The 13,544-nt window shown below is 51.7% G+C and carries 17 protein-coding genes and 2 tRNA genes; 4 read left to right on the forward strand and 15 right to left on the reverse strand.

The features are described 5' to 3' along the window. Positions 1-24 precede the first annotated feature (24 nt). The 3 genes from ACNKIB_RS14580 to ACNKIB_RS14590 all read right to left on the reverse strand — a co-directional run bounded on the left by ACNKIB_RS14580 (position 25) and on the right by ACNKIB_RS14590 (position 2,139). Positions 25-1,137, reverse strand: coding sequence for a DVU0298 family protein (locus ACNKIB_RS14580; protein WP_417911300.1), 1,113 nt, complete (start codon positions 1,135-1,137; stop codon positions 25-27). After that, a complete protein-coding gene (locus ACNKIB_RS14585; RefSeq protein WP_417911301.1) occupies positions 1,137-1,772 on the reverse strand; it encodes a tetratricopeptide repeat protein in 636 nt (211 codons plus the stop codon). The genes ACNKIB_RS14580 and ACNKIB_RS14585 overlap by 1 nt, the downstream gene beginning before the upstream one ends. Positions 1,773-2,063: 291 nt before the next feature. Then, positions 2,064-2,139, reverse strand: a tRNA-Asn gene (locus ACNKIB_RS14590). Positions 2,140-2,277: 138 nt separating this feature from the next. Between ACNKIB_RS14590 and ACNKIB_RS14595 the strand changes: the two genes are divergently transcribed. Together ACNKIB_RS14595 and ACNKIB_RS14600 are read left to right on the forward strand one after the other, a co-directional pair. Next, a tRNA-Pro gene (locus ACNKIB_RS14595) sits at positions 2,278-2,355 on the forward strand. A 148-nt stretch (positions 2,356-2,503) separates the two neighbouring features. Beyond that, complete coding sequence (locus ACNKIB_RS14600; RefSeq protein WP_417911302.1) at positions 2,504-2,788, forward strand: hypothetical protein; 285 nt, start codon at positions 2,504-2,506, stop codon at positions 2,786-2,788. Between the two features lie 175 nt (positions 2,789-2,963). Here the strand turns inward: ACNKIB_RS14600 and ACNKIB_RS14605 are convergent, their stop codons facing one another. From ACNKIB_RS14605 to ACNKIB_RS14615, 3 genes are all read right to left on the reverse strand, one after another. After that, positions 2,964-3,374 (reverse strand): type II toxin-antitoxin system VapC family toxin, encoded by a 411-nt coding sequence (locus ACNKIB_RS14605; protein WP_417911303.1) that lies wholly within the window; start codon positions 3,372-3,374, stop codon positions 2,964-2,966. Further along, positions 3,371-3,637: an antitoxin gene (locus ACNKIB_RS14610; RefSeq protein ID WP_417911304.1), complete on the reverse strand. Its 267-nt coding sequence runs from the start codon at positions 3,635-3,637 to the stop codon at positions 3,371-3,373. Before ACNKIB_RS14610 ends, ACNKIB_RS14605 begins: the two co-directional genes overlap by 4 nt. A 264-nt stretch (positions 3,638-3,901) precedes the next feature. After that, a complete protein-coding gene (locus ACNKIB_RS14615; protein WP_417911305.1) occupies positions 3,902-4,450 on the reverse strand; it encodes a LemA family protein in 549 nt (182 codons plus the stop codon). 252 nt (positions 4,451-4,702) lie between these two features. Between ACNKIB_RS14615 and ACNKIB_RS14620 the strand changes: the two genes are divergently transcribed. Further along, complete coding sequence (locus ACNKIB_RS14620) at positions 4,703-5,641, forward strand: NAD(P)H-binding protein (RefSeq protein WP_417911306.1); 939 nt, start codon at positions 4,703-4,705, stop codon at positions 5,639-5,641. Continuing rightward, positions 5,616-6,041 carry a gamma-glutamylcyclotransferase family protein gene (locus tag ACNKIB_RS14625; protein WP_417911307.1) on the forward strand — a complete coding sequence of 142 codons (426 nt, stop codon included), beginning with the start codon at positions 5,616-5,618 and terminating at the stop codon, positions 6,039-6,041. The genes ACNKIB_RS14620 and ACNKIB_RS14625 overlap by 26 nt, the downstream gene beginning before the upstream one ends. Here the strand turns inward: ACNKIB_RS14625 and ACNKIB_RS14630 are convergent. The 9 genes from ACNKIB_RS14630 to ACNKIB_RS14670 form a co-directional block, all read right to left on the reverse strand. Beyond that, complete coding sequence (locus tag ACNKIB_RS14630; RefSeq protein ID WP_417911308.1) at positions 6,027-6,899, reverse strand: hypothetical protein; 873 nt, start codon at positions 6,897-6,899, stop codon at positions 6,027-6,029. The two genes, ACNKIB_RS14625 and ACNKIB_RS14630, sit on opposite strands and share 15 nt — an antisense overlap. A gap of 107 nt (positions 6,900-7,006) precedes the next feature. Next, positions 7,007-7,198: a type II toxin-antitoxin system VapB family antitoxin gene (locus tag ACNKIB_RS14635; protein ID WP_417911309.1), complete on the reverse strand. Its 192-nt coding sequence runs from the start codon at positions 7,196-7,198 to the stop codon at positions 7,007-7,009. Beyond that, positions 7,195-8,052 carry a hypothetical protein gene (locus ACNKIB_RS14640; protein ID WP_417911310.1) on the reverse strand — a complete coding sequence of 286 codons (858 nt, stop codon included), beginning with the start codon at positions 8,050-8,052 and terminating at the stop codon, positions 7,195-7,197. Before ACNKIB_RS14640 ends, ACNKIB_RS14635 begins: the two co-directional genes overlap by 4 nt. A 1,091-nt stretch (positions 8,053-9,143) precedes the next feature. Then, entirely contained in the window at positions 9,144-9,929 is a 786-nt protein-coding gene (locus ACNKIB_RS14645; RefSeq protein ID WP_417911311.1) for a DUF4145 domain-containing protein, read from the reverse strand. Between the two features lie 80 nt (positions 9,930-10,009). Further along, a complete protein-coding gene (locus tag ACNKIB_RS14650; protein WP_417911312.1) occupies positions 10,010-10,378 on the reverse strand; it encodes a type II toxin-antitoxin system VapC family toxin in 369 nt (122 codons plus the stop codon). Then, complete coding sequence (locus tag ACNKIB_RS14655; RefSeq protein WP_417911313.1) at positions 10,375-10,605, reverse strand: hypothetical protein; 231 nt, start codon at positions 10,603-10,605, stop codon at positions 10,375-10,377. The genes ACNKIB_RS14650 and ACNKIB_RS14655 overlap by 4 nt, the downstream gene beginning before the upstream one ends. After that, on the reverse strand, positions 10,605-11,681 hold the full coding sequence (gene ispG / locus ACNKIB_RS14660; protein ID WP_417911314.1) for a flavodoxin-dependent (E)-4-hydroxy-3-methylbut-2-enyl-diphosphate synthase: 1,077 nt from the start codon (positions 11,679-11,681) through the stop codon (positions 10,605-10,607). The genes ACNKIB_RS14655 and ispG overlap by 1 nt, the downstream gene beginning before the upstream one ends. Positions 11,682-11,992: 311 nt before the next feature. Then, positions 11,993-12,520 (reverse strand): hypothetical protein, encoded by a 528-nt coding sequence (locus ACNKIB_RS14665; RefSeq protein ID WP_417911315.1) that lies wholly within the window; start codon positions 12,518-12,520, stop codon positions 11,993-11,995. 15 nt (positions 12,521-12,535) lie between these two features. Beyond that, positions 12,536-13,544: hypothetical protein (locus ACNKIB_RS14670; RefSeq protein WP_417911316.1), on the reverse strand; the 1,009-nt coding region annotated here is incomplete at its 5' end.

Below are 13,544 nucleotides of genomic sequence, written 5' to 3' on the forward strand. Positions count from 1 at the left end.
GCCTTTAGCTTTGACGCAATTCTATCACGTTCTCTGTAGCTCCGCCACCGCCTCAGTCACCAATGCAGCCACAGTTGTCTTGACCGGCTCGCCGTGTTGGTAGATAACAATCTCGCTCTGATCTTTCTGCAAGCCCATGATCTGGAAAATCACCTCGTTGGCCTTAATCCTTCCCAGTAGGCGCACGGTCAGGCCGCGCACTACCGCGCTGTCGTGGCCAAGCAAGGGGAAGAGTGAATAAAACGGCGTGCTGCGGACAAGATCAGGGCGGACAGCGGCGATCTCAGTCAAGCCGTGCAGCGCGGCCTCGCGGGTGCCTTCGTCGCCCATGAAATTGAGCAGATGGCGGGTGAAAGCCCCGTAGATATCTGTCCGGGCCACGACAATCGCGCCGATGGCCTCGACCATGCCCCACGGCATGGAGGCGGAATCTGAGCAGGCCTCAAAAAGTCGATGCAGCATGTCGGCAACTGGCGCAGGCTCGCGGGTGGACAACCGCGCCGTCACCTGCCCGATCACCCAAGCGGTTTTGTACCGTTTCTCTGGCAACGGCTCATAGAGCAGCTTCTGGAGAAAGCGCAGGGTACGCTTGTCGTCAAAGCTCAGATTAACCAGTGCGTCAATGTCGCCTGCGTCAACCAGTTGCTTAACTAACTGCTTGTTGGCCTGCTGCCGCTGCCGCTTAGGATCGCGGGCAGGCTCTACAGGTGGTGCTGCGACTCCGGCTTGCGCTTCTCGCTCCTTTTTTTTGGCAAAACGGGCGGCTATTTCCGCCACGTCCTTATGGAGGCGGACAAAATAGAGGATGCCCCGTACCGCCCTGCCGTCTAAATTGCGCTTAGGGCAAATCTGATGGGAGACATCATCGTAATCCTCCACAATGCCGGTGAGGTAATCGTCCTCTGGGATCAGTTCCCAAGCCAAATCCCATTCGTCGCCGCAGGCAAAAACCAAGCATTCCACCATTGCTGCGCCGATGCTATGGCCGGTCGCATCGCTGACATAGACCGCCCCGCACTGGCATCGGCCAGCTGGAAACTCTTTCATGGTGCGCTGCACTGTTTCCGAAGGACGACCCACATCCAGGCCGCAGAAGGGGCACCAAGGCCGAGTCTGCTGCTGTTTTCCAGCTGCCATTATTTCCCCAACTTCTCTTGCAAGACCTGAACGAAACGAGGCGAGACCGTGTAGCCCAGTTCTTTTGCTCTGTTCATGTGTTGCGAGGATTCCTCATACTCATGAGCGAAATACAGGGCGACTGCCAAATTATTGCGGGCCATTGCACTGTCTGGCTCCAAGGTTACGGCCTGTCGGGCAGACTCTACCGCCTTGTCGTCCTGAGCCAGCATGGTACAGGCGGAAGTTAGATTGATCCAAGCGGTAAGCAAATGCGGATCAATCTGAATTGCCTTTTCGTAGCACTCGACTGCGGCCTCTGCATCCCCCTGCTGCTGCCTGATTAAGCCGATATTAACGTGTGCTTCGGCCATTTGCGGGGTGATAGCCAGGGCCTTCTCATTCAGGGCTAAGGCACGATCAACGTCACCCTGGTCAAAATAAATTGCCCCAAGGTTGATGTAGCTCTCCACTGAGTGATCATCCAGCTCAATCGCCCGCTCCAGTTCGCGAATCGCTTCGCCAACTCGTCCAGCCTGGCGGTAAAGCAGGCCGAGTTTGTGATGAGCAATCAGGTTGTTCGGATTTTCTTGGCAGACTTTTTCCAGTTCTGCAATCACGGTTTCAATGGACACATTGGTCTGTTTTCCTGACATGTTACTTTCCTTGCGGCAAAAATGAACGCCGCTGGACTGAGCGGCGGGATGAATGCTCGGCTGAACTTTAAGCATAAACTGGACAGCGGCAAGCGATAATAGCAGAGGAGGCGGTTTTCTGCAAGAGAAGCAGGGTAGAACACAGCGATTAATCCCTTGAATTGCCAGCAATCCTGAAGGGGATTTTCTGCAACGACTCCAGAGAGCAAGGCGGTTTTCCGCAGCAGAAAAACAGAAAAGCCCGCAGGATTTCTCCGGCGGGCTTAAACGCTGTGGAAGCGGTTTGTTTCTTGGCTCCCCGGGACGGACTCGAACCGCCGACAGGGTGATTAACAGTCACCTGCTCTACCGACTGAGCTACCGAGGATTAGATGCTGCCAACTACAGCAGCGATGGTTAAAATATTTATCATAATGGCGGAAAAGAGTCAAGCGGAAAAATAAAAAAGGTTGCATCTGTTTCAAGAAAACGTTATACTCGTTTCTGCCTAGCTTGCTTATAACGTCGGGGCGTAGCGCAGCCTGGTTAGCGCGCCTGCCTTGGGAGCAGGAGGTCGAGTGTTCGAATCACTCCGCCCCGACCATCATGATCACCTTATCACGCGCTGTTTGGCAAAGCGTTGATAGCTTTTTTTCTGCGCATTTCTTGTCTCGTTCTGAGACCGTAGCACATTGCCCTTCCCGTTCATCTGTTGAATTTTCCTGGCATTACTTTTTGTATAACAACTCCTCTTGCTGCTTGAAGCTCTATTCCTTTTTTGTTCGCTGGCAAAGGAGTTTGGTTTAACCAGAAAGGAGTTTTGCCTGGCAGAAGAGGAATCCTGCCGACTAAGAAAGGAGTTCTGCTCGGCAGAAAAGGAGTTTGGCCGAGTACAACTCCTTTCCTACTCGGCCAAAAAGGAGTCTTGTTTGGCCGCAAAGAAGTTCTGCCGACTTACAAAGGAGTTTGGCTCGGCAAGAAAGGAGTTTTGCCGAAGACAACTCCTTTCCTACTTGGCTAGAAAGGAGTCCTGTTAAGCCAAAAAGGAGTGTTAGCAGGTTGCACTCCTCTGTAAGGAGCTTTCATTCGTCTGCCGGAAGGCTTGACTCTTTTCAGATATCGTTGCAGGCCATTGCGTCAATTTGCTCAAGTAAATAGAGCAACTCCATCTCAATCGCTGAGGTTTTTCAAGGGAGTTGGAACCGTTTTTTCTTACGCCTCAAGCCAGTCTATACAATGCAATCTGGGTACATGTTGAAAATGCGCGGTATTATGAGTGATCAAGGTGAGATCAAGAGATAAAGCGTGTGCTGCGATCATAGTGTCATGATCACCGATAGGTCGCCCCTTTTGTTGCAGCAGAGCGCGCAATTGACCATAGGAATCAGCGGCTAGGCTGTCCCAAGGTAGGCAAACCACAGCTTCGAGAAACGACTCCACTAATACAGCCAAACGGGTTGCATGAGGACGCAAGACCAAGCCGTAGCGCAGTTCGGCACGTGTCACTGCTGAAATAGCAAGCTGCCCTGGTTGTATTTCACGCAGTCGAGCATCTAATTTGGGAAAACCGCCTTTGATGATAAAACTGCATGTATCGGTATCAAGCAACAAGCTGGGATTCATTCCTGCCATTCCGCAAAAGGGTCATTGCTGGCTTCTGACATCTGATTTTTGCTCAAGAAACTGGCAATCTCTTCCTGGTGTACAGACAGAAGTCTGTCTCTGAGCAGCAAAAAATCGTCCCATACGTTGGGATGCGGGGAAAGAACGATGTTGCCCTTTTCCTTATCGCGCCAAATGAAGATATCATCTGAGTCCAGATGAAAATCTGCCGGAAGCTGTATGGCCTGTCTGCCATCATGGCGGAAAATTTTTGCTATTTCCATGTATTCTCCTCAGGTTGCTTGCGTGCGTACATCTATAAAGACATTATAGCAGAAAGAACACTGCTGCGCCGTTTATCTCCTTCCTGCTAAAGTCTTTGCGCCTTACCTTTTTACCGAGCCGCACAGGAGTGTTAGCAGCTTTTACTCCTTGCTCAAGCGTTCAAAATCATGGCGCAGTTATCTGTTCTTCAGCAGCAGCTACCAGCTATTGCCGCCTGATAAATCGCCCTCGCTTGAGGAAAATTTTGGGTGCATGATAGCACCTTAGAAGTAAAACTTGATGTTCTTGCGTTCTTCTGGGCTGACTTCAAAATACTCCCTTTTGCTGATGCCAAGCATCGCACCCACGATGGACTGAGGAAACACTTTGAGCCGAGTGTTGAGATCGTGCACAAGCTCATTGTAATACTTGCGTGCTTGCGAAACATCCTTCTCAACCACCTCCAGCTGCTGCTGGAGTTCCTGAAATTTTTCATCCGCCTTGAGAGCCGGGGAGTTCTCTGACAAGGCCAACAGCGATCTTATCCCAGCGAGGAAGGCGGTTTCGCCGGTCTTCATCTCTGGGATTGATTCTGCTCCTGATGAACGCTTGTACGCCTCAATCGCGGCATTGAGTGTCTGCTGTTCCTGCGCAGCATAGCCCTTGACGATTTCGACAAAGTTAGGCAGCAGGTCGCAGCGTTTCTTGTAATGGGCGTACAGGGTGGCAAATGCCTCATCAACCTTGTTGCGCAGCGCGATAAACCTATTGTACATGCTGATAAACAGGGCAATGAGAAGTGCGACTGTTCCGAGAATGAGATAACCGACCATCTGCTGACTCCTTGCGTTGTTGTTTTTCTTGCGTACTCCGATGCTGACGAAGATCCTCTTGCCCGAATAGGACTCTTTTTCGGTGCTTCTGTCAAGCAACTCTGTACGCTTCTTTTGCCGCGATGTAGATTGAAACAACAAGGGCAGAAAAACCTTGCAATCTCAAACAGCGCAGAGAGATAATCGTTCTCAGGGGGAGAAATGGCATAAAACAGGCAGAATTCAACGCTGCTCTTGCAGGAGGACATCAGAATGCAGAAGGAAATACATGCTGTCACCGGGGCCTTCGGCTTTTCAGGCAAATATATTGCCGAGCGACTGCTGGCTGAAGCGAACAAGGTGATTACCCTCACCAATTCCTTTCAGCGCAAGAACACCTTTGGCGATAGGGTGCAGGCTTTCCCCTTTCATTTCCAGGAGCCGCAGCGACTCACCGAATCGCTCCAGGGCGTGTCTGTGCTGTACAACACTTATTGGGTGCGCTTTAACCATCATAATTTCACCCATGAGGAGGCAGTGCAGAATACTTTGACCCTCTTCAAGGCGGCCAAAGAGGCTGGCGTTGCGCGCGTGGTGCATGTGAGCATCACCAAGCCGAGTGAGGATTCTCCTCTGGAGTATTTCAGCGGCAAAGCCCGTCTTGAACGGGCACTGATCGAAAGCGGCTTATCTTATGCCATCCTGCGACCTGCGGTGCTGTTCGGCAAGGAGGATATTCTCGTCAACAACATTGCTTGGGCCTTGCGCCATCTTCCTGCCTTTCCCGTGTTTGGCGATGGGCAGTATAAGCTGCGACCGATTCACGTCGCTGATCTAGCTGCGCTGGCAGTTCAGCAGGGCAAAGAGCGGGAGAACTGCATTATTGACGCAGTTGGGCCAGAGACATTCACTTACAAAGGACTGGTAGAGACTTTGGGCGAGATTATCGGCTGTAAGCGGCCTGTTATCTCGGTGCCGCCAGCTTTTGGCCATGCAGTTGGCTGGGCTGTAGGCCGAGTGTTTGGTGATGTGATGATTACGCGGGAAGAAATCAAAGGCTTGATGGACAACCTGCTTGATGTTGATGCACCAGCAGCAGGACCAACCAAACTGAGCGAATGGGCTACAGCTCATGCCTCTGCTATAGGCCGACACTACACCAGTGAGTTAGCCAGACGAACAGATCGTGCCAGCGAATACCAAGGTAATTGACCAGCTCTTTACCTACGGCACCTTGCAAGACAAGGAAATCCAGCAGCTCCTTTTCGGCTGCACCTGTGTTATGAGGAAGGCTATGCTGCCTGGCTGGTCTCTCTATGCCTCGCTGCAAGATGGCTATTTGTTCATTAAGCCTGATGATCTAACAAGCAGGGTCTCTGGCAGTCTGCTTGCGATCAACGCCGAGGCGTTACAGGCAGCAGACCTGTGGGAGGAAGTGCCGCTTCTCTATCAACGGGAAGCGGTGTTGGTTAGACTGGAAGATGGCAGCGAGCTGGAGGCATGGGCCTACACTCGCCGAGAGAAAGCAGGCGTGCCGTATGCTGGTAAACAGTTGAGCCTGCTTGAACAGCAAGCGGTGCTGGCTGCGGCCCAACAATCAATCAGCGCATGAGGGTATCGCAGTCAGTGGGAGATTAGTGCCAAAGAGTGCATTCATTGTTTTCACCAAAAAGAAAAAGGCCAACAGCGGCAGGACAAGCACCTGAATCAGAAAGACACCGAGATACAGAAAGGCTAACTGGAGAAGATTCTCAGTGAGGCTCCCCATGTTCTTGCCAACTTCAGCAAAGGCTTCACTGATTTCCGTGGACTTCTGCTTGAGAAACGAAGCAGTACCGAGAATGCCACTCTCAGGCATAGTGAAGTCCTTGAGCTTGTCAAACCCTGCCGAACCAGTCGCTAAGTTTCTGCTCACTTTCTCGATCTGTTCATTGAAGAAATGTACGTTGACAAACTCATTGACCAAAGAGGAAAGCGGTAGGCAGAATCGGGCAACGACAATCAGTACGGCAAAGCGCATCATAGTTTTCTGCACGAATTTCATCCTGTCATTGCCAAACCAGATCAAGAGAGAGAGAATGAGCAGAAAGACAGCCAGCGCAGGTGGAGCAAGGGAGATGCCGATTTCGTAGGTGAGCTTCTGCACACCCAGGGAGGTAACTGCGGTAACGAGGACATCAGACACCCTCTCAGTTAGATCGTCAATTGGATCAAGAGCCTGCCCGACTGCTAAGGACACACCTACCCCAGCAGGCTGGAGATGCAGACTGGATTCCTCAATGATCGAGACCGAAGCGTTAATCACCCGGCAGGTGGCATAAGATAACCCAGCCTTGGTGATTGCTGTGCGGAAATAGGCATCGGCTGCATCATCCAAACCTGGCAGTCGCAAGGCAGGAGACAGGAAGAGCAGAACAGCGGCTAAAATGCCGCTGATGGATAGCAGGGCTTTCTGCGCTAAGGGTTTCATGCTTGTGCTCCTGTGGTGGTGAAAACCTGATTCAGGGATACGTATCAAAATCAAGAAGACTGCGCATCAGTTTGAAATGCTTGTCCAGCGAAAAAACAGAGGCTCCATCAGCGGCCTCTGAGTTCGTCCAGATTGATATCCAAGTCAATCTTGCCTTTGTACTTCTTTAACTCAGAGCTTGTCGCTTTCCTCACCAGCTCTTCTAAAGCGAGCATGACAACGCTTGTTTTGGTTTTGCTGCGAGTCGCCTGCATCGCCTCATGCAACAGCTCTTCCGGCAAATTCAATGTCGTTCTCACAGAGAGCCTCCTTTACCTGTATTTCTGAGCGGCAGCATTGCAACATGTCGATTAAGAGCAACTTGTGAGATAGCTTCAAGATCATGCGCGACATAAAGCTTTTCAAGAAAGGACATCTCTTTAAAGGGACGGCCTATCCTCACTCCATGCCATTTATCAATCTTTACTTGACTGCTTTCCTGATTGAATTCCTCGATTGCCAGTAGCTCTCCAGCAAACTTGTGATTGAAGAGAAAGTCGATGTCATCAAAGTACAGTGGCACATGCCACAGCATCTTCTTATCGGGAACGCAGAAGATTTGCAACGCCTCTTTGGTGGATGAATAGAGATCAAGATCAAAGGAGACAAACCCGATAGGTGGCGGCTGAAAGTTCTGGAAAAACCCTGGCACAGTATCCTTGACGTTACCAAGAATGAGCGTGGTTCGCTTGGTAAGAAGGGCGCGGAGTGCCGACTCATTCATCGGATAATCACCCGGCTGCCAGGCCTCAGGATGGTCTCGGTAATCGCCGATAAAGGCTGGCAGTCCTTGTTGCGGCCCAGCATCAAAACCGTACACCTTGATGCCAATACCAGTTTCCCGTTCGACGGCCTCAGCTTCACTCTGGAGTGTGACTAAACCGTCACCTGCGGCTACGCCAAACTCGATGACCGAGATCTCTGAAATCTTTTGCTTACGTGCTTGCTCTGCTGCTGTCAGCACACCCAAAAGATACGTAGGCCGTTTCGAGATATCCCACAAAGCCCGTGTCCTTACCGACACGTTCAATTGCCTTAACAGTGCCTTGACGAGGAGCCTAAACGGTGGTTCCATGCCAAGACGGCCCAGGAACCACCATCTGCTTGTATCCATATCTGAATCTCCTTGAAAAAAGAATGCAAAGGTGGCTTTGCACTGTACCACGCTGGGAATGACAATACGGGCTGGTTACTTAACCAGCATAGGAGCTTGCCTTGTATCTGTCAATAGAGAAAGGCACCGTCTATCTAGCTTGTGGTGGTTCGATATTCGTCAGGCGGGAAAAAGGATGCTCGATGCGAATTTGCCGCGTACTGATTGCCCGGCAAAAAGAACGAGTATCCCCGAGACAAAATAACGCTCGATCCGAGACCAAAGTACGCTCGATGATTGGTCTGGGTATTCTCGATAAATGGTTGGGGGGATACTCGATGATTTGTGGAGGCTATTACCGATGATTTTTTTTGCCTATTGCCGATGAATTTATCGGGGGATGAGCGATGTTTTTTGGGGAGACAGGGGTAGGTAAAAATTACACAGCGTAACGCGGTAACTGGGCAAAAAGTAACCAGTCCCTGCGCAGGAGATAATCTTCCTAGTCCTGCCACAGAAGCAACATGACTGAAATGACCTCGATTACTGCCGCATGTGTTCTTTTATGACAAAATGGAACATGTTTTGCATACAAGAGGAAGGGTAGCGGTCAGGATCATGTTGGGGAGTATTTTACGCTCCCTCTCATCTAGGGAGCTGAATTATTTATTAGAGGAGAACCTATGGCTACGCAAAAAAGGTATCAGATTGGAACAAAATATGTTGTCAAAGAGGATTGGGAACCAGGCTACGAGACAAGGTGGCTCACTCAAGGACAATGTCCAAACTGTATGAAGCCAACCACTATCAAATATTGGCGAGGGAAAGATGGTAGCGAGTCCTGGAAATGTAAAGATTGTCGTACTGTGGGAGAAGCATAGATAGACTCGGCGCAAGGAACACGGGTATCCCCGATAAAAAGTACTACCGTTCTTTTGTTAAAACTACTACCGTAAAATAGTCTAAACTACGGTAGTACATTACCCCTATCTACGGTAGTACTTTTGTCTAAACTACCATCGTAAAATTTTTCCGGGGATGAGCGATGATTTCCGGGGAGACGGGGGATAAGGCTAGGGGAAAATCAGCCACGAAACCTGCGCGACTCGCAACTATTTGTCCCTCTTCTCTATTTGTTCGCGAGTGCTTTCAGGCAGTGAATCAAAAAGACTCTGGACGTGCTTCGGTTCGCTGATCATCTTCTCGGCAATGAGATTGACGAGTCGGAACAGGGTACTTGCTGTGTCTTTATCATCCGTTACGTCCATATGGCCAGGATGCACAGCATTATTCCCTATCACTCTTACGACATCCAGAGCTTGTTGCACCCTCTGGTCGAGTCCTTTCTTTACCAACGAAGCAATGTCGTTGTTAATATTTTTCCCTGGTTCTCCCAAATGAATGCAGAGTTTCTGGATTGCAAGACGGAGCAGCGCAGCGGAACCACGAGGAGATATATCCAAAATTGCACCCGCTTCCTCATAGTCTCGTCTAATGTCATCGGGAAGATCAGGGTTTGGCGGGACTACGTAAAGCTTCTTAGGGAACAAGAGAGAATCGTGAACCCAGACGGAGAAGTTTTCGCATGTAAAGCATTTGCTTAAGTGAAGATTGTGAACAGTGTAGCACGAATATTCTTCCTGCTTCTCCCTCTTACTGACACTCTCCCTCTTGCTAACCATATTCTTTGCCCATTTGACATCATCCTTGCGTACTTCAACTAAGGTTGAGTTTGCAGCAATCTCATCGGCGTTATGGATATTTGGAGTGCCGCCTTTCTCAATAGGCTCTGGTGCCAAGGTAAACCATGTTTGGCTGGAATGTGCGCCACAGTGGGGGCAATTAAACTCGTTTCTGGCAATAGATGGCGGATGAGGAACGTTAAGCATTTCTTCCATTACGGTTCTCCTTTTCTATTCATAGTTGACTATAGAGGTAGGCATCACTCCGCCTCTGGCAGCTCCTCTCTCTATGGAACTCACGGCGCAAGCGGATTGACAACATTTAGGCCATCAATCCAGCTGTAATCTCTGACATTCGCTGTTGCCACAGGCAGATTGTGAACCAAAGCAGTGGCGGCAATCAACGCATCTCCCAAAGACATCTTTCTGGTCTGCCGCAATGCCACGGCCCTGTCAATAATCACATCTGAGACCGCCAGTACTGGCAGGAGCTGAAACATGCGTTCAAGTTTTTGCCGATGCTCCATACGCAGCTGGTGATATCCCAGCACCTCAACCTTGCTGACCGCAGAGACTGACGGCCTGTGCTTGCTGATGAACTCCCGCACTGCGTCGTGCTTCGGCTCCGCCGCGTAAATGATGATATTGCTGTCAAGCAGCATCATGCCTCCCTGCTTGGCAAAGGCCGGTCTCTGCGGACTTCCCGCTGCCATTCCTGCGGATCATCAATGCCCAATCCGCCGGAATCAGCGATCTCTTGAAGCAGAGCGACAGCGTCATCCTGTTTCTTTGCAGTGATGCGGGGAAACTGGCAGACTATTTTGTACAGCAGCTCCAGATAGCGGTCATCCAAATGATCAATCTCTGTTTTCAGCCGCTCTTTCACTGTCATCACCTCGCCTCCGCATCCATCTTCCTTAATTCCTCCAGAAACGCAGGCAGCAGCTCCGCTTCCGGCAGCTTCTTGAATACCTCGCCCTTCTTGAAGATAATGCCCAAGCCATGCCCGCCCGCAATGCCGATGTCCGCTTCCCGCGCCTCGCCTGGCCCATTGACCACGCAGCCCATCACCGCCACTTTGAGGTTGGATTTCATGGTCTGCAAGACCCGCTCCACCTCTTCGGCCAGCGAGAACAGATCAATTCGGGTGCGACCGCAGGTGGGGCAGGAGATCAGCTCCGGCCCACGCTCGCGGATGCGCAGGGCACGGAGCAGCTCAAAGCCCACCCGCACTTCTTCGAGCGGGTCGCGGGTTAAGGAAATGCGGAAGGTGTCGCCGATGCCTTCGGAGAGCAGAATGCCTAAAGCCACGCTGGATTTGACCGTGCCGGGAATCAGGCCGCCCGCTTCAGTCACGCCAAGATGCAGCGGGTAGTCAGTGCGCTGCGACAGCTCACGGTAGGCGGCAATGGTGGTCAGGGTGTCCGAAGATTTGACCGAAATCTTGATCTCGCTGAAGCCCAGCCGCTCAATGTCCGCAACCTTGTTCAGGGCGCTTTCGATCAGGGCGCGGCAGTTGTCCGGGCTGGGATAGCCATGTTGCTCCAGCAGCTCCTTCTCGATGGAGCCGGAATTCACGCCGACACGGATCGCCGCTTTATGGAGCTTGGCCGCATCCACCACCCGCGCCAGTTTGTCCGGCCCGCCAAGGTTGCCGGGATTGATGCGTATAGCCTGCGCTCCGTTTTCTAAGGACGCAACTGCCAGGCGCGAATCAAAATGAATATCGGCAATCAAGGGAATGCTGATCTGCTCGCGGATGGAACGGAGTGCCGCCGCTGCTTCCATATCCGGCACGGCCACCCGGATGATCTCGCAGCCCGCCTCTTCCAATCCCTTGATCTGGCGCACAGTAGCCGCCGCATCGCGGGTGTCGGTATTGGTCATGGACTGCACCGTGATCGGCGCACCGCCGCCAATGGCGGTCTGGCCGATGAAAATCTGTTTGGTTGGTTTGCGTTGGATCATGGTCTGTGATGCGCTGTAAAAAGGTTATGGAGAGAGGGCCGCGCTGCGCTACACTGTCTTCAGCACCAGCACATCTACCCGCCGCCCCCCAGAGTATCCGCTCTGACAGCCATTATTTCTTCGGTTTCGCAACTATCGGTGTAGGCGGAGGCTCTGTCGGTTCAGGCAGCTTGCTGCGAGTGACTGTCGGATTGCCTTTAGCTCTACAAAAAATGTTACCTTTAGAAGAGAAACAATGTCCTAACTCACTTTTGCCGACACAATGTCCTGACTTACTTGTGTCCTTGGCTGTTAGTTTTATATTAGAGGTTTCAGTTGTTTTCTTCTTGTCCGTCATTTTGATCTCCATTGGTATTGTAGCTTGAAAGATATCTTTTTGCCTCATCCTCTGCCTGTACAAATAACTTCATATTCTCAGGGATGGATTTCCCGGAGAAGTATTTCTCCTCATACTCAGCCTCATTTTTCAGATAATCGTAATAGAGACTTCGCATCTTAGCTTCCGGCAAATCACCTGCTGCGATATCAAGCCATGTCCGCTCAATCATAATACCAAGCTGACGCAAGTCTCTGGCTAAACCAGAGAGCGACTTAATACGTTCCTTATAGGGAAGATAAGGCAGTATTGCATTGATTACCTGAGAGAGAGCAATGATAGTCGTCCAGACATAGACGTATTTGTTCCATAACGCCCAACCGGCAATACTGGAACTCGATGCAATCGCAAGAAACATATTGATATATCGATCAGTCGCTTCATTACGCTTGAGCAACTTTTCCAGATATATCGACCGGACATTAACACGGTATAGCTGCTTCCAAATAAGGTGATGAATCATAGGCTTGATAGATATCTACGCCGTCTTCAATACCAGCACATCCACCAGCCGCCCACTATACCCGCTCCGTATCATCTTCACCAGATCAGCGAAGTTGTTCACCGTGATATTCAGGCTGCTCAAGGCTGATTCGGCGAAGCCCGACAGCACGTATGCACCGTTGGCGAGCACTGTCACCGCCGCGCCCGCCCTGCCGCCTTCGGTCATGTCGAGCAAATTGAAGGCCAAGGTGTTCGCGTGCAGGTCAAGGATGACCTGGATGCGCACCGTCTCGTCCGCGCTCAACGTGCCGCCGGTGACGGTAACATGCGGCGACGCGGCCTTGTCCGTGAGAATGCCGACTTCCGGCGGATTGGGATGGCCCAGCTTGGTCACGGTCAGCGGAGTGCGCAGCCGTCTGCGGTAGGTGCCGGTGCGCAGAGTGCCGTTTTCGGTGTAATGCGTGGCGAGAGAGAGCAGATACTCGTTGTTCCACGGGTCGTTCTGGGCAGGGATGTCCGGCAGCAGGGTGATTGCGGTGTCCGAGACTGAGACAAAGCGGCTCTGGACAGTCCGTCCGCTGCGGGTGCCCTCGATCACACAACCTTCATCCGCCGCCCCCTGTGTGAAGGAAAGATCGCTGCCGCTGAGACGCAGTGCGCCGCCCGGATTGAGAACATCGCTCAGGCCAAAAACTGTGTCTTCGGCAGTGGCGATGACCGGCAGTTTTTCCTCGAACGGCAGCCGCTCAAAGCGGATGTTGCGCTGCACATCCTCGGTGAAGGCGCGGGAGAATATGGCCCGCGCCGCCACTGCTTCCTCGGCTGGCGGCAGGGGCGCATCCGGGGAATCCAGCCGCCCGGTCAGAGAAAGGCGGAAGGTGATGGCGTTGTCTAAAGACGACTGGTCGCCGTTGATCAGGTCAATGCGTATCTCCTCAATCAAGGCGGTGATGGTTGTTTTGATGGTCTCTTCGTCCAGAGAGGGGTGTTTCAGGGCAATCCGGGCAGCCAGAACGTCGCTGCCGTTGGTGTTGCGCGCCACA

This window comes from Candidatus Electronema sp. PJ (genome assembly GCF_048287395.1).
Taxonomy (GTDB): Bacteria; Desulfobacterota; Desulfobulbia; order Desulfobulbales; family Desulfobulbaceae; genus Electronema.